General features: G+C 43.1%; 8 protein-coding genes and 2 CRISPR repeat arrays. Of the genes, 6 read left to right on the top strand and 2 right to left on the bottom strand.

Annotated elements, in window-relative coordinates:
* Positions 1-95 precede the first annotated feature (95 nt).
* Both cas1f and cas3f read left to right on the top strand, forming a co-directional pair.
* On the top strand, positions 96-1,085 hold the full coding sequence (gene cas1f, locus U1P77_RS03775) for a type I-F CRISPR-associated endonuclease Cas1f (RefSeq protein WP_321156056.1): 990 nt from the start codon (positions 96-98) through the stop codon (positions 1,083-1,085).
* A 57-nt stretch (positions 1,086-1,142) separates the two neighbouring features.
* Positions 1,143-4,709, top strand: a complete 3,567-nt coding sequence (gene cas3f, locus U1P77_RS03770) for a type I-F CRISPR-associated helicase Cas3f (RefSeq protein WP_321156055.1) — start codon at positions 1,143-1,145, stop codon at positions 4,707-4,709.
* A 15-nt stretch (positions 4,710-4,724) separates the two neighbouring features.
* Here the strand turns inward: cas3f and U1P77_RS03765 are convergent, their stop codons facing one another.
* Complete coding sequence (locus U1P77_RS03765) at positions 4,725-5,078, bottom strand: HigA family addiction module antitoxin (protein ID WP_321156054.1); 354 nt, start codon at positions 5,076-5,078, stop codon at positions 4,725-4,727.
* Between the two features lie 10 nt (positions 5,079-5,088).
* The gene (locus U1P77_RS03760; protein WP_321156053.1) at positions 5,089-5,370 is read right to left on the bottom strand and encodes a type II toxin-antitoxin system RelE/ParE family toxin; all 282 of its coding nucleotides are present in this window, start codon (positions 5,368-5,370) and stop codon (positions 5,089-5,091) included.
* Positions 5,371-5,667: 297 nt separating this feature from the next.
* On the opposite strand from U1P77_RS03760, the gene csy1 reads away from it, so the two are divergent.
* The 4 genes from csy1 to cas6f all read left to right on the top strand — a co-directional run bounded on the left by csy1 (position 5,668) and on the right by cas6f (position 9,773).
* Positions 5,668-7,086, top strand: coding sequence for a type I-F CRISPR-associated protein Csy1 (csy1, locus tag U1P77_RS03755; protein ID WP_321156052.1), 1,419 nt, complete (start codon positions 5,668-5,670; stop codon positions 7,084-7,086).
* Positions 7,083-8,033, top strand: coding sequence for a type I-F CRISPR-associated protein Csy2 (gene csy2 / locus U1P77_RS03750; RefSeq protein WP_321156051.1), 951 nt, complete (start codon positions 7,083-7,085; stop codon positions 8,031-8,033). Before csy1 ends, csy2 begins: the two co-directional genes overlap by 4 nt.
* A gap of 96 nt (positions 8,034-8,129) precedes the next feature.
* Positions 8,130-9,164: a type I-F CRISPR-associated protein Csy3 gene (csy3, locus tag U1P77_RS03745; protein ID WP_321156050.1), complete on the top strand. Its 1,035-nt coding sequence runs from the start codon at positions 8,130-8,132 to the stop codon at positions 9,162-9,164.
* Between the two features lie 3 nt (positions 9,165-9,167).
* Positions 9,168-9,773, top strand: a complete 606-nt coding sequence (gene cas6f / locus U1P77_RS03740; protein WP_321156049.1) for a type I-F CRISPR-associated endoribonuclease Cas6/Csy4 — start codon at positions 9,168-9,170, stop codon at positions 9,771-9,773.
* Positions 9,774-9,951: 178 nt separating this feature from the next.
* A CRISPR array of direct repeats spans positions 9,952-19,645; the repeat unit is 28 nt; unit sequence CTTCATCACCGCTCAGGTGACTTAGAAA.
* A gap of 157 nt (positions 19,646-19,802) precedes the next feature.
* Positions 19,803-25,177: a CRISPR direct-repeat array (repeat unit 28 nt; unit sequence CTTCATCACCGCTCAGGTGACTTAGAAA).
* Positions 25,178-25,911: the final 734 nt, after the last annotated feature.

Genomic DNA, 25,911 nt, shown 5'->3' with positions numbered 1-25,911 from the left:
TTTGAGTCAAACATAATGGTTTGTCAGAAAAACATACCCATCACCTCATTATACAACATCAAGCGTATACGTTAGCGTTTGGTTATGGAGTCAACGTGGCAAAGCCTAGTAATCCTTATACCAACAATGCTTTTGACAGCTCAGACCTTAAAACAATCTTGCACTCAAAACGTGCCAATATCTACTACCTCTCCCATTGTCGCGTCATGCAAAAAGACGGTCGCGTGTTATACCTGACCGAAGATGACAAGGCCAATCTGTACTATAACATTCCTATCGCTAATACTACCTCAATACTGCTTGGCACAGGGACATCCATCACTCAAGCGGCGATGCGATTGTTATCGCAAGCGGGAGTACTGGTCGGATTTTGCGGTGGTGGCGGTATGCCGTTATTTATGGGTGCTGAACGTGAAGTCTTTATTGAATGGATGACCCCGCAAAGCGAGTATCGTCCCACTGAATATATTCAAGGCTGGATGAGTTGGTGGTGGGATGATGAAAAACGCTTAACCGCTGCCAAACATTTACAACACGCTCGTCTCGCTTACTTACAAACGGTTTGGAGTAAAGATAGCGACTTAAAACAATGGGGCTTTGACAGCAGTATTGATGCGGTGCAAGCCCTACTTAAAGATAATATCCGTCAGATTGATCAACAGCAAGAAGTTATGCACTTGCTACAGCTTGAGGCACGACTTACCAAGAAGCTGTATAAGCTGGCCGCAAAGAATACTGGCTATGATGGCTTTACTCGTGAGCATGAGGGCATTGATAAGGCCAATGGCTTTCTCAATCATGGCAACTATTTGGCTTACGGCCTTGGAGCAACCACAGCGTGGACGTTGGGTATTCCGCATGGCTTTGCGGTGATGCATGGCAAAACCCGGCGTGGTGCATTGGTATTCGATATTGCCGATATCATCAAAGACGCGCTCGTGCTACCCCTCGCCTTCATCTGCGCCGCCGAAAATCTTAGTGAGCAGCAGTTCCGGCAAGAGTGTCTTAATATGTTTACTAAGCATAAGGCGCTGGATTATCAGTTCGAAGTTATCAAACAACTTGCTATGACTACTGAGTGGTGAGAACCGTATAAATTTTGATTTGACGGCAACTATTACCAGACGGATAAAAATAAAACTATGATTGTCACTTTTGTCTCGCAGTGTGAAAAGAAATCGCTTAGTCGTACGCGGCGTATCTTAGATACCTTTGCCAATCGCATTGGTAACAATGTATGGCAGACCGCGATTACAGAGGATGGGCTAAAAACGGTCAAGCAATTACTCCGCAAATCAGCGACCAAGTCTACGGCGGTTAGCTGTCATCGTAATAAATCACGCCAGCTGACAGAGCTGGTGTGGATAGTGGGTAATAAGCGTAAATTTAATGAGATCGGTGTGGTGCCGGTGAATCAGACTAGACGCAATTTGTTGCACCGAGAGTGGGAAAATGAGTGGACATCATTAGAAAGTATGCAGATTATCGCAACTATCGCAGCTCTATTGCATGATATTGGCAAATCTACTATTGGCTTTCAACATAAGCTGTTTCACTCTACCTTTCAGGGTGACCCATACCGCCATGAGTGGGTGTCACTTAAGTTATTTATTTGGCTCGTTACAGATTGTCAAACCGATGAGCAGTGGCTGTTACGACTACAAAACCTACCGGATTTTCTCAGCTCGAATACCCTTACGTCAGAGGACTTACAACAGAAAACAGAACAGGCCAAACTGGATCAGCTACCCCCATTAGCAGGATGGGTAGCATGGTTAATTGTTACTCACCACCGATTACCTCCGCTCACCGAATATTGGTTCAATGAAAAGACAGCTAAGAACCTTAAAAAATCTAACAACCCCAAACTTAAAGCTGAACAAAAAAAGTTCTATGCTGTTATAAAAGCTCATGACTACTGGGTAAGAAATCCTAGAAGTTTTGACGAGATGACCGAAGCACAACAAACAAGCTTTTGGCAATTTGATGAGCTGGTGATTTATAGTCCTTTATGGCAACGTAAACTTAAACGTTGGACAAAAAAAGCGGCGCTTCATCCGCAGCTACAACAACTTAGTCAGCATGCTACTGTGCATCAGTACGCTATCAGCGATCCATTTTTACTACACTTATCCCGGTTATGTTTGATGATAGGTGACCATAATTATTCAAGTCTTGATGCAAATGACAAAAGACGAGTGCAAGGAAGTATTGAGTTTAAAGATAAGCTAGCTGCTAATACTGATCGGCAAACCAATGAAATTAAACAAGCACTGGATGAACATCTAATCGGTGTCAGCGAGTTTACCGCGCAGTTTTGTCGGGCACTGCCTGCCATCCACGAAGGACTACCCCGACTTACCCAACATGATCCTTTAGTCAAAAACACCGCTCACAAACGCTTTAAATGGCAGAATAAGGCCTTTAAGCTGGCTTATCAGTATCGTGAGTTGAGTGAAAGCCATGGTTTCTTTGGGGTCAATATGGCATCAACAGGAGCCGGAAAGACTATCGGTAACGCTCGCATTATGTATGGTTTAAGCGATCCCAAAAAAGGGGCAAGAATCACTGTTGCGTTGGGTCTTAGAGTCTTAACCTTACAAACAGGGCTTAGTTTTAGAGAGGATTTGCAACTTGACGCCAATCAACTCGCTGTCTTAGTTGGCGGCAGCGCACAAAAGCAACTGTTTGAGCTGAACCAAAACAAAGCCTCTAAAAATGAGTCCGACAGCAACAATGCAGATAACCAAAGCACGCCATCTGATTACCAAGATAACTATGAATCCGTAAATTATGAGTCCGTATATGGTAGTGAGTCTGCCAATCCATTAATAGATGAATGGGTAGATAGCGAGATTGATATTGCAGATTATGAGGAATTAGGTCTAGGCACAGTTATTGAAAGTCAAAAAGCTCGTGAGCTGTTATTTGCGCCAGTCGTTGTTTGTACGATTGATCACCTCATGCAAGCTTCTGAATGTAAAAGAGGAGGGAAGCATATCGCCCCTATATTGCGCCTGCTGAGCAGTGACCTGATTTTAGATGAACCGGATGACTTCGATCATAATGACTTGCCAGCATTATCGAGGCTTATACATTTAGCAGGATTATTCGGCACTAGAGTGATGCTGTCTTCCGCAACCTTACCCCCAGATATGGTACAAGGATTGTTCGAGGCCTATCTGGCGGGTAGAAAGTTATTTAATGCGCAACTGCAAAAGCCCACTCCTAAAGTTATTTGTGGTTGGTTTGATGAAAATCGCTGTGTCGCCATGCCGTGTGATGACACCCATGACTTTAAGCAACATCATAGTGACTTTGTCAGTGCTAGAACGGACTTCCTGAACCAACAGCCTACTCGGCGGCAGGCAGATATCCTACCTCTATCGATAGTGTATAACAAAGAACAACATATCACCTTTTATGAAGCATTTGCGGCAGCGTTACTCAACCAATCACAAGTGTTACATCAAAATCATAATATCCTTAAAGAGGACAGCCGACATCGTGTGAGTATTGGTCTGATTCGTATGGCCAATATTCAGCCATTGATGAATACCGCTATCGCTATGTTCAATCTCGATAACACGCCAGCAGCAGAGACCACTCAATATCATTTGTGCTGTTACCACGCCAATCAGGTTTTAATTCTACGTAACCGTCTAGAAAAAAAACTAGATACTATTCTAAAAAGGGACTCCGATGATGATAACTGCTTGTTTAAACATGACGATATCAATCAAGCCATTCGGCAGCATCCTAATAAAACCCATCATGTTTTTATAGTACTAGCGACACCAGTCGCCGAAGTTGGGCGCGACCATGATTATGATTGGGCTATCGTAGAGCCCTCCTCTATGCGCTCAATCATTCAACTGGCAGGAAGAGTCTGGCGGCATCGCCCTAATAAACAAGCCATTCTGCCAAACATCAGTATCATGCAATACAATATCAAGTCATTAAAACAACCCAATCGAGGTATAGGCACAGAGGTATTTACTCGGCCTGGGTTTGAACAAGCGAGCTTCTTATTAGCCAGTCATGATAGTAATGAGATCATTAGAGCCTCTGAACTAAGACGGGTTGATGCTATTCCAAGGATTATCAAAGCGCCAGAAGCTGAGTTTGAAGCGGCACGCTATTTAAGCGATTTAGAACACAGTGTAATGGCAGACTTGATGACCAATAATAAAACCAATGTTGTTAATGGTTATTGGCAAAACATACAAACCTCAAATCGCTCACACGTCCATCTTAGTTGTTTAACTCCTTTTCGGGCCGGACAAGCACAGGTCGAATACATTATCGAACCAATAAACTTCAAAACCTCTGTGACCAATAATGAGCTGTTATATGCTGCATCAAATGACTTAGAACAGAGCGATAATCATGATTTTGAAAACCAGAATTATTCAGTTTATATCGCGGAACAAGCCAAAGAAAAAGGCATATCGTCTGCAAACTCAGTAAAAAAGGTAATTAAACCAACTAAGTTATCTATAGCTAATTCACACATAACTCCATGGTTAACTGACAATTTAAATGATGCGTTAGTAGAGGTGCAAGCAGAACTCTCTGATTTAAGCCCCAATACGATCTTAATAAGATTTGCGGTATTGTCAGTCTATGATTCCAAAAATGGCTGGCTGTTTGATGAACGCTTCGGCTGCTGGAAAGATGAAGGTATGTTTATGAATGATTATAGTTAAGGCTGACGATATCAGCTATGCCATATCATGAGGTTCAATAGTATCGATATCGTCTGCCACTTCTCGCCTTGTAATCTCAAGATCGTAATGACTTTGTAGATTGAGCCAAAACTGCGCGGACATACCGAAGTATTTTGCCAATCTCAGCGCCGTATCTGCTGTTATCGTCCGTCTGCCATTGATTATTTCACTAAGTCGTGAATCTGGCATATGGGTGGCACGGGCAAGCGCATACGCTGATAAACCCAGTTCATCTAGGAATTCAGTTTTAAGGTATTCACCCGGTGTTAATAATGGAATATCAGGTAACGTTGTGTCGGCAACATCGCTGAAATCCATGCTTTTAGCTTCTTGCATCGTTATAGACATGCAGATTTCCTTAGTGGTAATCGACTATCTCGACGTTCTCAGCGTAACCATCATGCCATTCAAAGCAGATGCGCCATTGTTGGTTGATGCGAATACTATATTGACCGTTACGATCACCTGTTAACTTTTCAAGGTGGTTGCTCGGCGGTAGGCGCAGATCGTCAAGATTGTCCGTGACATTTAGTACATGCAGTTTGGCTCTTGCACGACTATAAATATCGGGTGCAATACGTTTGGCTCGTTTGCCAAAATATACTGCTGCTGTCGCCTTATCAGCAAAAGAGGCAATCATAATAATTGTCCTATAGTTGGTAAGGCATAGCGTTATAATAACGCCATGCGTAAGTAATAGCAATCTGATAAGCCACCTGTGCGGTGGTGAAAGGTTATGAACTTAACTAACCTAATAGTTTTCTAAGCTATCTTTATGATAGTGAGAAGATATTAGCACCATTAATCTAAATATACAAAAAAATGTCAATATTATCAATATGAATTTTACTAACGTTATAGTGGCAATCATATATAAAACTATGTTAGTCTAATTACAAGTTAAATCATTACTTTTGAACAATTCAAGGGTTACAAAATGAAAAATATCACCCAAGCTCAGGTTAAACAGGCCATTGATAATTTTTTGCAGTCGCAATACGATAAAAAAACAGAGTCCATTCAAAAGAAACTTGTTAAAGCAGAGGAATCTAAAGACTTTGCTGATATTAGTGAATTGCAGTCGCAGCTAGGCCCTTTTAAGGAGAAATTTAACAAAGTCAATTGGATGATAGAAGCCAAGACAATGGCAACCCAGCTTAACTTCGGCACCCATATCTCAAAAGGTGTTCATCCAAACGCTAAGGGCGACAACGTCAACTTTCGAAGCCAACCTCAGCATGACTTTATGGGTACTCATAGTCTTATTAGCGGCTTGATGGATGCTAATGGCAACGCAGCGGCACTACCATTAGCCGGTTTGTTTGATTGGACGATTACTAGAGATGGCGTTACTGATGGTGCTAGTGCGGATCATAAATCTCCAAAACTGACTGTTCGTGATTTACTGCTGACTAATCATCCTGCTCTATCTGGTAGCTTCGCTGAGGAACAAACTTTATCAGACGTATATCAACAGGTATTTGTTAGTACCTTAACCAGACAAATTGATAATCCGTCCACCCATGAGCGTAATAAACAATTACTATGGCCTCTTGAGTGCAGCGAAGACTCAATTACAGCTACTACTACAGCGGATTATCATACTATTATTCCTTTATATCCCTCTGTATTAACTCATGAGCTGTTTCGACATATTAACCATCTAAAATTCTCTGAAGAGAATAAACTTGCTCGCGATAATCGACACAAAAAAACAGCTGAACAACAGCCTTATATCACGATACATGATTTAGCTGTGTTGCAACTGGGTGGCACCAAACCACAAAACATTAGCAAACTCATCAGCAAACAGAGTGGTAGAAACTATCTCCTCCCTTCCCTGCCTCCCAGTTTTACACAATCACAAGATTTATCATTTAGTAAAAATGCCAGTAGTATCTTTAATTCTAAAACAATGGCTTATAAAACTAGAAAGACACTAGATGCCTTGTACAAGATTATTAAAACTAATTATAACAACGTGACAATACGAGACACCCGCAAGTCACTCTTGGACGAGCTGCTACTACAGATACTGACTGTGGCGAACAGCGTTCAGAACAATCGACCTGCTGGCTGGTCAGCTGAATATCAGCTTGATTATGCTGAAAAGCTTTGGCTTGATCCTTATCGTAAAGAGCTAATGGACGAAGACACGTTTAAAACTGACTTTGACAACGGCTATTGGCAACAAGAAATAGAACAGCGATTTGCAGCTTGGCTACAAAACTTACTGAAAAAGGAGTTTCCCAAAATCAAAGACGACTTTGCTGACGCCGAACAAACCCAGTGGGAGAATGAGATGCAAGCCGCGTTAAAAGAGTCTAAACGTATGGGTCAAGGAGCATTCAAATGAGTTATATCTATCCTGACAAAGAACTGGTTGGCCATATCTTGATTAAGAACATCCGTATTCAAGATGCCAATGCGATATCCAGTCCGATAACTTATGGATTTCCGGCGATCACTGGTTTTACAGGCGCCATCCATGCGCTCAGTCGTAAAATTGGGCAGGTATCAGGACTTGAACAGATGCATTTAGACGGTGTCCTGATAGGTTGCTATGAGTGTCTACCGCAGATATACCGTGAGGAAAACTATAAAGAATATACCTTTAACCAAACTCGTAATCCTATCCTAAAATCTGGCAAAACGGCTTCAATCATTGAAGAGGGCCGTTGTCATCTAAAAGTGTCATTGATCGTCGGGGTCTATGCGGATGATTTTATACTTGAAGAGGAACAGATCGACCAACTATTAAAAACTGTTGAAATCAAAATACAGCAACAACGGATAGCAGGTGGCAGCGTCCATGGTCTAGACAGATTTAATGCCGTTACCTATTTACCAGCAGAAGACATTAATGATTTTACTCGTCATTTACTTCCCGCATTTATTTTAATGAACGCGCAACAAGATCTAATCGATATTACCGCACAATTACAACAGCATAATCCAGAAGCCACCGCTTTAGATGCGTTAATCAATACAGCCACCTTAGAGCATACTCCCATTGATAATGGCAATGGAACGACCCGTTGGGAGACGCAATCCTCCAAACAAGGTAGAGGGTGGTTAGTCCCTATTCCCATTGGTCATCAAGGTATTTCAGACTTATATGATGCCGGTGATATGCAAAATGTCCGTAACCCTGAATATCCTAGCCAATACGTCGAAGCCATCTATGGACTTGGCAAATGGGTGTTCCCATATCGTATCAAAGACTTAGCAGATGCGCTTTGGTACCAACAGTATGACGAATCTAATAACCTGTATTTAGTCACCCAGTCTGATGACGACTAACACCACTGATCTTAGCTTTAATAACAGCCGTCTTTTGAAAACTAAATAACATCCAAGTCTTTCAGCACAATGACTATAACAACTATGGAGAATCCCATGTCAAAACCCACTTTAAAAACCGCATCTGTTCTTGCATTTGAACGCAACCTTGATGTCTCAGATGCTTATCTCTGGCAGACTAACAGTCAAGCCGATACTGATAAAAATAAAGAATCTACACGGACACCGGTGGTGATCAAAGAAAAATCCGTTCGTGGTACGATTAGCAATCGTCTAAAAAGCACCATTACTAACGACCCTACCAAACTAGATGCCGAGACTGAAAAAGCCAATTTACAAAAGGTCGACTCAGCATCCTTGGATGAATCAAATGACATCTTAATCGCTCGTTTTAGTGTCAAAGTTCTACCGTTTACGGGCAAGCCAAATGTCTGTAATGACCAAGATTATCAACAAGCATTACAGCAAGTCGTCACTGACTATATAAGCAACCAAGGGTTAGACGAGTTAGCTCACCGCTATGCGATTAATATTCTAAACGCTCGTTGGTTATGGCGAAATCGTGTTGGTACTGAAAGCATTAAAGTAACTGTTAAGTGTAACGAGAAAACGATCACTATTGATGATGCAAAGAACTACAGCATTAACAATTTTGACATGGATGATGCCAATATTAAGCAAGTTGCTGACTGGATTAAAGCGGGGCTAAATGATGAAGCGTTTATTATTCTATATATAGAAGCTCAAGCGGTCATCGGTTATGGTCAAGAGGTCTATCCATCACAAGAGCTAATCCTTGATACCGGCAGTAAAAAGAGCAAAGTATTATATCGTGTCAGTGACCGAAAGGGCTCTGAAGATAATGCTGGCATGCACTCGCAAAAAGTCAGTAACGCCATTCGCACTATTGATGATTGGTACCCTAATGCCAAATTCCCTATTGCCATCGAACCATATGGCGCAGTGACAACTATGGGTACTGCATTTCGCCAACCTAAAGACAAAATGGACTTTTATAGCCTATTTGATAACTGGGTACTCAAAGGTGAAGCGCCAGACGCCAACCAGCAACACTATGTAATGGGCGTACTTATTCGTGGCGGCGTGTTCGGTGCCAGCGGTAAGGAGTAAACCATGAGTCAACTGACGCATTACCAAGAAATCACTATTATTCCCGATCCTGATATTGCACCCTACTTTATCTGGAGTAAGCTGTTTACACAGTTGCATATCGGCTTAGCTGAGATCAAAAACAAGCATGGCATCGAGTCAATTGGTGTCAGCTTTCCTGATTATCATTATGATGACAAGGGTAAATCATCCAAGCTTGGGCTTAAGCTGCGAGTGTTTGCGCTCAGCCAAAAGGATTTAGAAACACTAAATCTCAACGGTTGGCTATCAAGACTAACTGATTATGTGCATATTAAAAGTATTATCGAGGTCGGTGATAAGACAAAAAGTCATCTGGTGGTCAGCCGCTATCGTCCAAAAAATCCGCTCAAGCAAGCTGAAGAATTTGCCAAACATAAAGACATCAGCCTTGAAGATGCGCTTGTACACTGTGCTGCGCATAAACAGGATAATAAGCCCTATCCTCATATCAACTTAAAAAGTGAGACCAATCAACAACCTTATAAACTGGCAATTTTTCAAGAAGTAACTGCCAGCGCTTGTAAAGGCACGTTCAATGTTTATGGTATGAATAATAAAATAGGTCAGGTTACCGTGCCACATTGGTAACTTGCTTTCATGGTAATGACGAATTACCCAAAAACTAGGAGTAAAAACCTTTTTTTTAGATTATTTAAAAATTCGCTTATTTATCATAAAGTTATGATAAGGCAAAAAATGGAGGGTAAAATAGGGTATTTTGCTCTCCATACCTTGTCATAACTGGTTTTTTAGAGGTATAATTCCTCTTCATCACCGCTCAGGTGACTTAGAAATTTCCAAACGAAGGTATGTTGCAAGTTTGCTCCTTCATCACCGCTCAGGTGACTTAGAAATACAAAGCACAGCCTGCCTTTTTCACCCTCGGCTTCATCACCGCTCAGGTGACTTAGAAATAGAGGCGAATCACCAAAAACACCCCATTGACTTCATCACCGCTCAGGTGACTTAGAAATTTTGGGCCGGGATCCCCTTTGTATGCTTTTGCTTCATCACCGCTCAGGTGACTTAGAAATCAGACTGACAAAGGCATGATGATGATTAAGGCTTCATCACCGCTCAGGTGACTTAGAAATCCAAGTCATCCCCTCTGTGGTGGCGATTGGTCTTCATCACCGCTCAGGTGACTTAGAAAATCTTGATAATCAAGCTCATAAGCATGTAAGACTTCATCACCGCTCAGGTGACTTAGAAAATCGTCATAAAAAAGAGCCTGATGTCTTACATCTTCATCACCGCTCAGGTGACTTAGAAAATATAGAACATCAGCTCAGACTGACTTAAATTCTTCATCACCGCTCAGGTGACTTAGAAAACTTGTGCTTGGTATGACGCAACAGGGGTTAACTTCATCACCGCTCAGGTGACTTAGAAATTATAGGGAAGATAGAGCTCAATTCAAATGTACTTCATCACCGCTCAGGTGACTTAGAAATTACTCTTACCGTGAGGCTATCCAATGAATTACTTCATCACCGCTCAGGTGACTTAGAAATGCAACTGGTGCAACTGGTGCTCTAATCTTTACTTCATCACCGCTCAGGTGACTTAGAAAGCAGTGAAATAATTGGTCAGTTTCCATCTGGTCTTCATCACCGCTCAGGTGACTTAGAAAAGCATTTAAAAACTACAAGACAGGAGACAAAACTTCATCACCGCTCAGGTGACTTAGAAACTAGCAAAACTAACTTCTCTATTTATTGTCGCCTTCATCACCGCTCAGGTGACTTAGAAAATTTAAGCGTCAACAACTCAATTGGACGGCAGCTTCATCACCGCTCAGGTGACTTAGAAATAATAATAGTTAGTCTGCTTATGTTCGCTTTTCTTCATCACCGCTCAGGTGACTTAGAAATGCACAATGTCCCGCTGATCCAGTTTTAGAATCTTCATCACCGCTCAGGTGACTTAGAAAATAGATGGAGCATGTCCAGCTTCAGCGTTTGACTTCATCACCGCTCAGGTGACTTAGAAAACGACCTATACCGCCTTGTGTTTCATCAAGTGCTTCATCACCGCTCAGGTGACTTAGAAAAAAATGATTACCCCACAGTCAAGCCGTCAGAGCTTCATCACCGCTCAGGTGACTTAGAAAGACAAAGCAAAAGAGTTCCGCAGATGGGTTTTCTTCATCACCGCTCAGGTGACTTAGAAACATTGCCCGTGATATGCTTGTCCTGTCTCAGTCTTCATCACCGCTCAGGTGACTTAGAAAAATGTCAGGCTTAGGCTCAGTTAAGCCAAGTACTTCATCACCGCTCAGGTGACTTAGAAAGCAAGCAATCTAAGCCTACCATTACCGCAAGACTTCATCACCGCTCAGGTGACTTAGAAAACCAATGGTCTGTTCTTTGATTTCTCAGCATCCTTCATCACCGCTCAGGTGACTTAGAAATGATCCAAGGTTGTTTATATCTGCCATTAAGTCTTCATCACCGCTCAGGTGACTTAGAAATCGGAAGAAGCCCGTCAAACTGCGGCCCTAACCTTCATCACCGCTCAGGTGACTTAGAAAATGCTTGGCTATCATCGGGAACCCATCGCCGCCTTCATCACCGCTCAGGTGACTTAGAAACATTTGCTCGCATGGTGGTGCCGGTTACAGTGCTTCATCACCGCTCAGGTGACTTAGAAATATCGACTTCTTTGCAAAGCCATTCGACAACTCTTCATCACCGCTCAGGTGACTTAGAAACGATGAGTATAGAGATGCCTCAAACCCACAAACTTCATCACCGCTCAGGTGACTTAGAAATTAGCGACAACATTGCTGTCAAAGGCATATTCCTTCATCACCGCTCAGGTGACTTAGAAATTATAAGCCGTCTAAGTACAATACCGCTTTAGCTTCATCACCGCTCAGGTGACTTAGAAACTAACCGTTTGAATGTCAGCACTGACGTTTGACTTCATCACCGCTCAGGTGACTTAGAAAACCAAGATATACAACCGTTATGCTGATGAGTTCTTCATCACCGCTCAGGTGACTTAGAAAATGTGCCATAACCATGCCTGTCTTGCACATCTCTTCATCACCGCTCAGGTGACTTAGAAAATCTGTCTGATAAGTCGGTCTCCTTGCGCTCACTTCATCACCGCTCAGGTGACTTAGAAAATACAGCCACATATAACCCCTTAACTGCCACTCTTCATCACCGCTCAGGTGACTTAGAAATCGCGTGTTACCCATGATGTTATCTAAACTTGCTTCATCACCGCTCAGGTGACTTAGAAATGCTCGTCCATGGTTGACAGAGGGTGTCAATGCTTCATCACCGCTCAGGTGACTTAGAAAATAAAAACGCCCATTGAATAAAGCACCACTCGCTTCATCACCGCTCAGGTGACTTAGAAAGGTGAGTGCGATCTATTAGATGACGATACAGTCTTCATCACCGCTCAGGTGACTTAGAAATCATACATATCGAAAAGCGTGTCAGCATCAAACCTTCATCACCGCTCAGGTGACTTAGAAAATATCCTTGATGACCTGTTGAGCAGTCGCGGACTTCATCACCGCTCAGGTGACTTAGAAATCGTTAACTTTGTTAGTTATTGAGTTAAAAATCTTCATCACCGCTCAGGTGACTTAGAAATCTATCAAATCGCCACTTTTTGGGTGGGCTAGTCTTCATCACCGCTCAGGTGACTTAGAAAGAACTGGCAAGATGTAGTTATCAAGCTACTTGCTTCATCACCGCTCAGGTGACTTAGAAAACTACTAACCAACAAAGGATTAACAATGTCAACTTCATCACCGCTCAGGTGACTTAGAAAACTACTAACCAACAAAGGATTAACAATGTCAACTTCATCACCGCTCAGGTGACTTAGAAACACAGATTGATAATAAAAAGCCGTCAGTGGCTTCTTCATCACCGCTCAGGTGACTTAGAAAAGAGCGTTTTCCCATACCGCATTAATTTCATCCTTCATCACCGCTCAGGTGACTTAGAAAATTTATTTTAAAAGTGAATTGGGCGCTACCCCCTTCATCACCGCTCAGGTGACTTAGAAATATTATCTAATGAGCGATTTACTTATGGCTTGCTTCATCACCGCTCAGGTGACTTAGAAATCAATCACTAATACCCCAAGCAAACCAATTAGCTTCATCACCGCTCAGGTGACTTAGAAAGCCCACGTTTTACTAAAGCTACATGGTCACCACTTCATCACCGCTCAGGTGACTTAGAAAAACAGAGAAGAACAGCTGAAAAACTTGAATATCTTCATCACCGCTCAGGTGACTTAGAAAAACAATGCGTAACCCATTAATACTAGTGTAAACTTCATCACCGCTCAGGTGACTTAGAAATAGACAAAAGATGTTAACTGGAGGGCAAAGGCTTCATCACCGCTCAGGTGACTTAGAAAATTAGCAGAAACCGCCTCGACCGCACCAGTTACTTCATCACCGCTCAGGTGACTTAGAAATACCGCCCTATCTATCATCAATGCATCTTCATCTTCATCTTCATCACCGCTCAGGTGACTTAGAAATTACTTGCCTGACCCAAGCCCGCGCAACGAAGCTTCATCACCGCTCAGGTGACTTAGAAAAAGCTGACAGGGGACGCCAAGCAAGCGCACAACTTCATCACCGCTCAGGTGACTTAGAAAAACTACCAGCAGCTACCCAGCTCAATATAGGACTTCATCACCGCTCAGGTGACTTAGAAAGGTTAAAAAGTCGTCAGCGGCAATCACTTGGCCTTCATCACCGCTCAGGTGACTTAGAAACAATGAAGGGTCTTTAGCCCGACCATCATGCGCTTCATCACCGCTCAGGTGACTTAGAAAACTGATTTGCCCAGCTTCCGCTGGAGTAATGGCTTCATCACCGCTCAGGTGACTTAGAAATAGGAATGGCAAAAGTCAATATGCCTTAAAGCCTTCATCACCGCTCAGGTGACTTAGAAACAACCCCTTTCTGGACAAGCCAAGACGCATAACTTCATCACCGCTCAGGTGACTTAGAAAATTAGGGGGTTAGTACAGCATCACTTCCATGTCTTCATCACCGCTCAGGTGACTTAGAAAGATGCAAAAATAACACGCTGTGACCTCGCCCACTTCATCACCGCTCAGGTGACTTAGAAAATTTACCGGAATACGCATACAAACTTCTTGAGCTTCATCACCGCTCAGGTGACTTAGAAAAGCTTCAAACATGCCATAAACTTCCAGCCTTGCTTCATCACCGCTCAGGTGACTTAGAAATCAAAATTTAGACACAAAAAAAGGCAATGGGTCTTCATCACCGCTCAGGTGACTTAGAAAGTTTGGGTAATTAGGAGAATAATATGGAACCTCTTCATCACCGCTCAGGTGACTTAGAAATAGGGCGTCCCAGTTGATACGGCTGTCCCCAACTTCATCACCGCTCAGGTGACTTAGAAAATCTCGATTGCGCTGCCCATATCGGCCAATAGCTTCATCACCGCTCAGGTGACTTAGAAACGCAGAAAGATTATGACATTCACAAGCTGTTTCTTCATCACCGCTCAGGTGACTTAGAAATAGCTCACACTGATTTTATTAACCCGTTTGATCTTCATCACCGCTCAGGTGACTTAGAAATCAATGATTAGCGTTGGTTCAGGAATGCTTGGCTTCATCACCGCTCAGGTGACTTAGAAACTGGACAAAATATACGAAAACATATAACGAGTCTTCATCACCGCTCAGGTGACTTAGAAAAGTCGGACGATGACACCTAAAGGCTTGTTGTGCTTCATCACCGCTCAGGTGACTTAGAAATACAAGCATTACAAAATGAAGTTAGGCAGCCGCTTCATCACCGCTCAGGTGACTTAGAAAATGTCAATATCACTCATGCTCACCGCCCATGCCTTCATCACCGCTCAGGTGACTTAGAAACAACAAATCCCGCCCTAGTAATGCGACCACCGCTTCATCACCGCTCAGGTGACTTAGAAAATACTCATACTTACTCACCACTGACTTACTGACTTCATCACCGCTCAGGTGACTTAGAAAGCATGATAGCGAGTATGTCGGTAAAGCGGAAGCTTCATCACCGCTCAGGTGACTTAGAAATCAGCGCGAAGAGTGGGTTAAGAGCGATAAGGCTTCATCACCGCTCAGGTGACTTAGAAAAAGTGCTGACGCCAGCAAAAACACAAGCCCAACTTCATCACCGCTCAGGTGACTTAGAAAATCTGTTCGTCTTCTTCCTCAGCGTCTGCTAACTTCATCACCGCTCAGGTGACTTAGAAATGCTGAAGAAAAGACCGAACAGAAAACCAAGCCTTCATCACCGCTCAGGTGACTTAGAAAATCAGCGCCTATCAATCTATCAGGGCTTGCACCTTCATCACCGCTCAGGTGACTTAGAAAATGCTTTGATAGTATTCTATAGTATCACTGTCCTTCATCACCGCTCAGGTGACTTAGAAAAGCATTAACAGCTAGCAATAGCATTAAAACTACTTCATCACCGCTCAGGTGACTTAGAAATTCTCGTTATTATTAGTGGTGACAATAGCTAGCTTCATCACCGCTCAGGTGACTTAGAAAGTTATCGGCTCGTTATCAAAATGAGAGTGATACTTCATCACCGCTCAGGTGACTTAGAAAACTAAGCCTACGAATAAGACTATCAATAAAAACTTCATCACCGCTCAGGTGACTTAGAAATCCTTCAATCTCGCAAACCAAACCCACTTCAACTTCATCACCGCTCAGGTGACTTAGAAAGGCTGCCGTCTTTGTTCATAGGGGCGGTGATCCTTCATCACCGCTCAGGTGACTTAGAAATGTAAGCCAAAACGTAAAAAAGCCCACCTAAACTTCATCACCGCTCAGGTGACTTAGAAATTTTCGAGCATATACAAGCGGGCGGCCTAATTCTTCATCACCGCTCAGGTGACTTAGAAATACTTGGCGTAAACCGTCGATTACCGATGCGTCTTCATCACCGCTCAGGTGACTTAGAAAATTGTAGAGAAGCAAAGGCACATAGATTATGCCTTCATCACCGCTCAGGTGACTTAGAAAACTTAATTACTTTTACTGAGTCACACATTTGCCTTCATCACCGCTCAGGTGACTTAGAAATTGAGACTTGGCAATATCAAATGGACTGATGTCTTCATCACCGCTCAGGTGACTTAGAAAATCATGTTAGCGGCTGTTTGCTCAAATCTGCGCTTCATCACCGCTCAGGTGACTTAGAAACTGATAATGAAAGCCACATCACATTGCTGCAACCTTCATCACCGCTCAGGTGACTTAGAAAAGGTATGGCTACTGGTGCAACAGCGGCTTGGGCTTCATCACCGCTCAGGTGACTTAGAAACACCATTTCTTCAAGTACAAATTTTTAGTGATCTTCATCACCGCTCAGGTGACTTAGAAAACCCAGGTTAATTATGACTTCCAACCGCTTGACTTCATCACCGCTCAGGTGACTTAGAAATGATAAACGCATGGAGAGTCAGCCAAATAACGCTTCATCACCGCTCAGGTGACTTAGAAACCTCATTTTAGAGGAAGGATCAAGACAGTTCTTCATCACCGCTCAGGTGACTTAGAAATAGTGTTACTAACCGCTTGTTAAGTTCTTGCGCTTCATCACCGCTCAGGTGACTTAGAAATCCACTGTTCCTGTGGCTGACTTAAGTTCTACCTTCATCACCGCTCAGGTGACTTAGAAAAGTGTGTAACCTTTACTTCGCGCTTAATGTAACTTCATCACCGCTCAGGTGACTTAGAAAGGTGGGTGTCGGCTCTGCTATCGGCTCGACTGCTTCATCACCGCTCAGGTGACTTAGAAAATTCGGTCGATGACAAAAAAGAGTTGTTTGAACTTCATCACCGCTCAGGTGACTTAGAAAAGTGATCGCAATCGGCATTGTGTTTTTGATGTCTTCATCACCGCTCAGGTGACTTAGAAAAAGTTTCATCAAGCTTGCCGTACTTGAGTGCCCTTCATCACCGCTCAGGTGACTTAGAAATTCTTGCGGTGGCTCTGTCCCATTCATAATATCTTCATCACCGCTCAGGTGACTTAGAAATCTTTGTTAGCTTGCTTTATATCAACACGTAACTTCATCACCGCTCAGGTGACTTAGAAAAGCTCACTCAAGCGATATTCGCAGACCAGCCGCTTCATCACCGCTCAGGTGACTTAGAAAGATAGAAAAAGACGGCAATACAGGGCACTGACCTTCATCACCGCTCAGGTGACTTAGAAATGTTGAGGTTGGTGTTGAAGTCCCTATGAGTGCTTCATCACCGCTCAGGTGACTTAGAAATACAAGCCCCTTTTTGATTATATGGGCATAGACTTCATCACCGCTCAGGTGACTTAGAAAGCTGTTAACCAATAGCTGGCGCTCCAGGTCGTCTTCATCACCGCTCAGGTGACTTAGAAATCATAACCGCAGCGTGCGCCGCGTCCTGTAGCCTTCATCACCGCTCAGGTGACTTAGAAAGCTTTTAGTGGTAATAAACCGGAGATTAACAGCTTCATCACCGCTCAGGTGACTTAGAAACATGTAGCTGAGTTTCATGACTTCTTTCCCCCCTTCATCACCGCTCAGGTGACTTAGAAAATTATAGACGCGCTGTCTAAAGGCACGGACTCCTTCATCACCGCTCAGGTGACTTAGAAATTGGGACCGCGCTTATAGTCGCTATTGTTGCCCTTCATCACCGCTCAGGTGACTTAGAAATGGACGCGGCGGGATACAATGTGGCTTTACACCTTCATCACCGCTCAGGTGACTTAGAAATTATGTTTATGAGTTTGCAAACGCTTTGATATCTTCATCACCGCTCAGGTGACTTAGAAATGCTCACACCGCTGTGGGTCGGTGGCGTAGCACTTCATCACCGCTCAGGTGACTTAGAAATTTGCCGTAACCGCTTGCGTTATACTTCTCATCTTCATCACCGCTCAGGTGACTTAGAAATAGACGCTGCCAACTTTGCTGATGGCAATCCGCTTCATCACCGCTCAGGTGACTTAGAAATTGAGGTATCTAACGAGTGCGCTGTCAACCTACTTCATCACCGCTCAGGTGACTTAGAAAGATACTGTCGGGGATATTGAAGCTGCATTGACCTTCATCACCGCTCAGGTGACTTAGAAATTTAGGTAAAATACAGGCGGATTACGAAAGACCTTCATCACCGCTCAGGTGACTTAGAAATATCTTGTATTGAATTAGCAGCTTTTGCTTTACTTCATCACCGCTCAGGTGACTTAGAAAGTACCAATCACTACCACCCTAGGACAATCAGCCTTCATCACCGCTCAGGTGACTTAGAAATGCCATGCTGTTCGCGTGTTGTTAATACCAAACTTCATCACCGCTCAGGTGACTTAGAAAGCCTTGACCGTCACTGACTTGCTGGTCACAATCTTCATCACCGCTCAGGTGACTTAGAAAGTATATATTAGTCTATATATATTATACTGTCACTTCATCACCGCTCAGGTGACTTAGAAATAATCGAGCGTCTAGCCATTCTTGCGAACCTTCTTCATCACCGCTCAGGTGACTTAGAAATCAAACATTGCTTCTTGTGAGGCTGGTATAGTCTTCATCACCGCTCAGGTGACTTAGAAACTCAGCTTGTTTTATGCCTTCACTATGAAGCACTTCATCACCGCTCAGGTGACTTAGAAATATGAGCGTGTCGGTAATGCTCACAACATAGCCTTCATCACCGCTCAGGTGACTTAGAAAAAAGGTAGATAAAAATGGGCGAGCTATTAAATCTTCATCACCGCTCAGGTGACTTAGAAATCGCTAGGCTTGCCATTCTTATCCATCACTACCTTCATCACCGCTCAGGTGACTTAGAAATTCAAATCCATTCTTTGCATTTGATAAAGCGTCTTCATCACCGCTCAGGTGACTTAGAAACGTACTTGTTATAATCACCTACCATTGCACACCTTCATCACCGCTCAGGTGACTTAGAAAACCCGCTAAAACTAATTTCAATGACTTTATCACTTCATCACCGCTCAGGTGACTTAGAAAAAGAGAGCATAGATGGTATCTTAGTATCTTTGCTTCATCACCGCTCAGGTGACTTAGAAATTTGGTTGATACATCAAGTGCTACTAGTTTTTCTTCATCACCGCTCAGGTGACTTAGAAATAACACGTATAATATTAACTTTGGTTACGACTCTTCATCACCGCTCAGGTGACTTAGAAATTGCTGCGTTGCTTTTGAGTGCAATCACCAATCTTCATCACCGCTCAGGTGACTTAGAAATATCAAGCATGAAAAAAAAGGTAAGCCTAACACTTCATCACCGCTCAGGTGACTTAGAAATAGCGCATAATCCCCAGCAGGTGTATCTACACCTTCATCACCGCTCAGGTGACTTAGAAAAATCAGTTAGCACTAATAGCAGGTGAGTCCGCCTTCATCACCGCTCAGGTGACTTATGAGCATCGTTAAAAAATTGCATGCCAATTTTAGATGCGCAAGAGTAAATCCTTTAAATAGTATTTGCTAATAGCTGGAATATTGACGTAAATTTGATAGAGAAAACACACCGCTCAGGTGACTTAGAAAAAGTGGTCGTAAATTAAGTTACCACAAACCACCTTCATCACCGCTCAGGTGACTTAGAAACTGATCGTCATACAGTTTTACCTTACCCGTCTCTTCATCACCGCTCAGGTGACTTAGAAAACCTTTGCGGCGGCGTTACTAGAGGGCGTAACCTTCATCACCGCTCAGGTGACTTAGAAAATTCGAGTCTCCAGACGTCCGCACTAATTTAACTTCATCACCGCTCAGGTGACTTAGAAAGTACCGTACGCGATACCCTCCAGAGACACCCACTTCATCACCGCTCAGGTGACTTAGAAAAGTGCCAAAACTGCCATTTTGTAGGCGGTAGTCTTCATCACCGCTCAGGTGACTTAGAAACGCAAGCGGGCACATATTAAGACGCTTCCCTTCTTCATCACCGCTCAGGTGACTTAGAAAAAGAAGCGTGAGAAGTCTAATGCTATTGACGCCTTCATCACCGCTCAGGTGACTTAGAAATACTACCGATTCCGGTACCGGTGTTTATCACTCTTCATCACCGCTCAGGTGACTTAGAAAAACAAAGACAGTCAAGGTAAAGTTATTGATAACTTCATCACCGCTCAGGTGACTTAGAAATTCTAAGTTTCAGATTGATGACTATGTTGAAGCTTCATCACCGCTCAGGTGACTTAGAAATAAAAATCCAGTGAAAACGTATTTGAAAACGCCTTCATCACCGCTCAGGTGACTTAGAAACTGATGTATTTCCCGAACCCGCTAACGACTGTCTTCATCACCGCTCAGGTGACTTAGAAATGCGAACGGGTCGCCTTGCTCGTCTTCCGACTCTTCATCACCGCTCAGGTGACTTAGAAATGCAGCTCCGCCATCATGTCATCAAGTGTCTGCTTCATCACCGCTCAGGTGACTTAGAAAATCTCGCCATTTACTCTATAAATTTTATCTTTCTTCATCACCGCTCAGGTGACTTAGAAATATCGAAACCACTTACGATGATGCTGAGTCAACTTCATCACCGCTCAGGTGACTTAGAAAGCAAACCACAGCCATTCAGTGCTTACTCAGACCTTCATCACCGCTCAGGTGACTTAGAAAACATTCCGGCTTTATCGTTCCATTCTTTTTTATCTTCATCACCGCTCAGGTGACTTAGAAATGCTAAGAACAAGCGGTCTCTTGCACAGAATACTTCATCACCGCTCAGGTGACTTAGAAAGTAGCGAATATCCCATTCGACGCCTTCAAAGTCTTCATCACCGCTCAGGTGACTTAGAAAAGTAATGAGATTGGTGTTAATACAGTCTTATTCTTCATCACCGCTCAGGTGACTTAGAAATCTGATAATTATCTCTAGCTCACTCTCATACTCTTCATCACCGCTCAGGTGACTTAGAAATCCAGATAGAAAGTCATTTCAGATTGCGATACCTTCATCACCGCTCAGGTGACTTAGAAACACTCAGCCTTTATTCCTGCTGATATTGCAGACTTCATCACCGCTCAGGTGACTTAGAAATACAGGCGATAATCTTGCTGACTATGGCTTGATCTTCATCACCGCTCAGGTGACTTAGAAATTCTATAGTCACACCTTTAGCGCTTAGCATTACTTCATCACCGCTCAGGTGACTTAGAAAGCTAAGCAGGAAGCCAAAATTTATGCAGACTCCTTCATCACCGCTCAGGTGACTTAGAAATTAAAGCCCATGAAGAACTATGTCAGAACGAACTTCATCACCGCTCAGGTGACTTAGAAAATCAGATCTGACCACCAAGCACTAATGGCCGCCTTCATCACCGCTCAGGTGACTTAGAAATTTGCCACATTTTAGTTGCACCAGCTAACATCCTTCATCACCGCTCAGGTGACTTAGAAAGGCTCGTTCAACATGACGCATCAGCTTAACAACTTCATCACCGCTCAGGTGACTTAGAAAACAAAAAAAGCAGTGACCGCGAAGATAGCAGTCTTCATCACCGCTCAGGTGACTTAGAAACACTGAATTATAGATATCTCGATGCCATCATCCTTCATCACCGCTCAGGTGACTTAGAAATCTCCGCTATGACCATTTTTCAGTTAATGGCACTTCATCACCGCTCAGGTGACTTAGAAATTAATTGTTGAAAACCAACTGGCTGATGAGTTCTTCATCACCGCTCAGGTGACTTAGAAAACCGCGCGCAACGTTGATGATGTGATCTAGTTCTTCATCACCGCTCAGGTGACTTAGAAAAATGCGCACGATGGGCTTGAACCATCGCCAGGCTTCATCACCGCTCAGGTGACTTAGAAATGAGTAATTCCAGACTTAGTAGCAAGCTGCGCCTTCATCACCGCTCAGGTGACTTAGAAAAACATGGTCGGACGCTGTAAGAAAGAGGGACGCTTCATCACCGCTCAGGTGACTTAGAAATCGCCAAATCACAGGTGGCTCAACCAAAGGTCCTTCATCACCGCTCAGGTGACTTAGAAATAAAGATGGTGATGGTTACATAACAACAGAATCTTCATCACCGCTCAGGTGACTTAGAAATCTCCGCTATGACCATTTTTCAGTTAATGGCACTTCATCACCGCTCAGGTGACTTAGAAATGCTCATATTGTCGAGCTAACAAAATCAGATGCTTCATCACCGCTCAGGTGACTTAGAAACCTGTTATGGTAATACCTAGAGCTTTAATACTCTTCATCACCGCTCAGGTGACTTAGAAAATGACAATGTGTGCCGTGATATTGAGCTAATCCTTCATCACCGCTCAGGTGACTTAGAAATCAGCACGTTTAGGATTTATTGATCCATCGTACTTCATCACCGCTCAGGTGACTTAGAAAAGCCATTCTAGATATTGTTCGTTAGTAGCATCCTTCATCACCGCTCAGGTGACTTAGAAATATTGGTTATCGAGGGGTTAAATCGTTTATTACTTCATCACCGCTCAGGTGACTTAGAAAAGCATAAGTATATAATAATATAAGGTATAAAATCTTCATCACCGCTCAGGTGACTTAGAAAGATTGAGTTGTTGACGCTTAAATGGTCAAATGCTTCATCACCGCTCAGGTGACTTAGAAATCGATAGCATACTTGCTGAGATCGAGCAGGTTCTTCATCACCGCTCAGGTGACTTAGAAAGTCAGTGATATTGAACAAGAAGTTATTGAATCCTTCATCACCGCTCAGGCGACTTAGAAAAAAAGGGCGAGCGATGAATTTGTCAGCTCTTACTTCATCACCGCTCAGGTGACTTAGAAATTATGCGATGCTTGGTTGATCAACAGTGACCCCTTCATCACCGCTCAGGTGACTTAGAAAAACATGGTCGGACGCTGTAAGAAAGAGGGACGCTTCATCACCGCTCAGGTGACTTAGAAATATTCCAACGGTCGCGGATCAAGTTATTGTTACTTCATCACCGCTCAGGTGACTTAGAAATGTTTCTGTCATCTGTATAGCTAAGTTTTCAACTTCATCACCGCTCAGGTGACTTAGAAAGCGACAGACGCAACAAGGGACGCAATCAAGGCCTTCATCACCGCTCAGGTGACTTAGAAACCAAACTTTCAAACCCATTGCTAAAAGCCTGTCTTCATCACCGCTCAGGTGACTTAGAAAGTTAGGCGTTATAACAGATAGTAACTCAACATCTTCATCACCGCTCAGGTGACTTAGAAAAAAAACACTGAGCGCAAAAGTAATGACTGGTTCTTCATCACCGCTCAGGTGACTTAGAAAAAACTGTGTTGGGTCGTACGGAGTTATAGTTACTTCATCACCGCTCAGGTGACTTAGAAAAATCTGCGAGTACATGATTGTCGATGTGTTATCTTCATCACCGCTCAGGTGACTTAGAAAAAATAATTATCTGTAGTGCTTGTCGCTGAACCCTTCATCACCGCTCAGGTGACTTAGAAATACTAAAAAATAGGTAAGTTTTCTTACTTTCTTCTTCATCACCGCTCAGGTGACTTAGAAAATTGTCAGGTAAAAATATATCGGCATCATTTACTTCATCACCGCTCAGGTGACTTAGAAAACTGCGTCAAACACAGCGGTCACACCTATCCCCTTCATCACCGCTCAGGTGACTTAGAAAGTATTGCTTGATTCTTATTATACAGATATTTACTTCATCACCGCTCAGGTGACTTAGAAATTGGTCCAGCCTTGAAGAATTTAATTGCAAGGCTTCATCACCGCTCAGGTGACTTAGAAAGAAACTTGAATACCTGCAATTATTAGCTAATTCTTCATCACCGCTCAGGTGACTTAGAAAACTTGATGTATCAATCAAAGGAAAACTGGTTACTTCATCACCGCTCAGGTGACTTAGAAAGTATCGAGTAGACTTAGAAGACGGTCGCACTACTTCATCACCGCTCAGGTGACTTAGAAAGTAAGACTGAAATCTATTACATGCGTGAGCTGCTTCCTCACCGCTCAGGTGACTTAGAAATGTCATTTCTTTGTCATCAACTGCAACGCTAACTTCCTCACCGCTCAGGTGACTTAGAAATATTTTTACTGAGCCGTCCGGCTTAATGTCACCTTCCTCACCGCTCAGGTGACTTAGAAACTACTATTGAGGACGGTCAGATACTTATGGTTCTTCCTCACCGCTCAGGTGACTTAGAAATTAAATGGCCATCTTCACGATCAGCTAGAACGCTTCCTCACCGCTCAGGTGACTTAGAAATAATTGGTGAAGCGTATTTAAGGTGTCGTTATCTTCCTCACCGCTCAGGTGACTTAGAAATTGTGATGTTGCAACCTTTTTAGCCAGTTGAATCTTCATCACCGCTCAGGTGACTTAGAAAAAGCAAGCAGCGAGTATCAAGTGATTAAAGAACTTCATCACCGCTCAGGTGACTTAGAAATGCGTTATATGTCATAAATACGTCAAACAATCCTTCATCACCGCTCAGGTGACTTAGAAAACCAATCCAACCTTTATCATTTGGCACATCTGCTTCATCACCGCTCAGGTGACTTAGAAATTGTTGCTATAGGTCGCACGACTATCAGCTTTCTTCATCACCGCTCAGGTGACTTAGAAAAAGTAGCGCGACATTAACATCAGGTTCGGACGCTTCCTCACCGCTCAGGTGACTTAGAAATATGCGGAGCGAGAGAATTATGGCTTATATTGTCTTCCTCACCGCTCAGGTGACTTAGAAATCAACGCTAAAATCCATGAGATCATTAGACATCTTCCTCACCGCTCAGGTGACTTAGAAATATTCAGTCCGATGGTTTAGAGATGAGGGGCGCTTCCTCACCGCTCAGGTGACTTAGAAATATAACTTCGCGCTCTCTAATCATCACTTCTACTTCATCACCGCTCAGGTGACTTAGAAATGTCTCATCGTAAAGATATTGACCGCGCTCGTCTTCATCACCGCTCAGGTGACTTATGAGCACCGTTAAAAAATTGCATGCCAATTTTAGATGCGCAGTTCATACTCAAAGCATAGCTTTTCGCCTTGCGCTACAGGTAAGTGTCTCCCAGACACTTACTTATCCTTGCTCACCTTTAAATAGGATTGGCTAAAAGCTAGAATATTGACGTAAATTTGATAGAGAAAACACACCGCTCAGGTGACTTATGAGCACCGTTAAAAAATTGCATGCCAATTTTAGATGCGCAGTTCATACTCAAAGCATAGCTTTTCGCCTTGCGCTACAGGTAAGTGTCTCCCAGACACTTACTTATCCTTGCTCACCTTTAAATAGGATTGGCTAAAAGCTAGAATATTGACGTAAATTTGATAGAGAAAACACACCGCTCAGGTGACTTATGAGCATCGTTAAAAAATTGCATGCCAATTTTAGATGCGCAGTTCATACTCAAAGCATAGCTTTTCGCCTTGCGCTACAGGTAAGTGTCTCCCAGACACTTACTTATCCTTGCTCACCTTTAAATAGGATTGGCTAAAAGCTAGAATATTGACGTAAATTTGATAGAAAAAAGACACCGCTCAGGTGACTTATGAGCACCGTTAAAAAATTGCATGCCAATTTTAGGTGCGCAGTTCATACTCAAAGCATAGCTTTTCGCCTTGCGCTGCAGGTAAGTGTCTCCCAGACACTTACTTATCCTTGCTCACCTTTAAATAGGATTTGCTAATAACTGGAATATTGACGTAAATTTG

The sequence above is a fragment of the Psychrobacter sp. LV10R520-6 genome (assembly GCF_900182925.1).
In the GTDB taxonomy this organism is placed as follows: Bacteria; Pseudomonadota; Gammaproteobacteria; order Pseudomonadales; family Moraxellaceae; genus Psychrobacter.
The sequence above is the reverse complement of the archived record's forward strand: the minus strand, read 5'-3'. Positions and strand labels throughout refer to the sequence as shown.

Excerpts from the sequence above, each read along its gene's own strand:
- cas3f (WP_321156055.1), top strand. The coding sequence starts at position 1,143 with ATGATTGTCACTTTTGTCTCGCAGTGTGAAAAGAAATCGCTTAGTCGT.
- U1P77_RS03765 (WP_321156054.1), bottom strand. The coding sequence starts at position 5,078 with ATGTCTATAACGATGCAAGAAGCTAAAAGCATGGATTTCAGCGATGTT.
- U1P77_RS03760 (WP_321156053.1), bottom strand. The coding sequence starts at position 5,370 with ATGATTGCCTCTTTTGCTGATAAGGCGACAGCAGCAGTATATTTTGGC.
- csy1 (WP_321156052.1), top strand. The coding sequence starts at position 5,668 with ATGAAAAATATCACCCAAGCTCAGGTTAAACAGGCCATTGATAATTTT.
- csy2 (WP_321156051.1), top strand. The coding sequence starts at position 7,083 with ATGAGTTATATCTATCCTGACAAAGAACTGGTTGGCCATATCTTGATT.
- csy3 (WP_321156050.1), top strand. The coding sequence starts at position 8,130 with ATGTCAAAACCCACTTTAAAAACCGCATCTGTTCTTGCATTTGAACGC.
- cas6f (WP_321156049.1), top strand. The coding sequence starts at position 9,168 with ATGAGTCAACTGACGCATTACCAAGAAATCACTATTATTCCCGATCCT.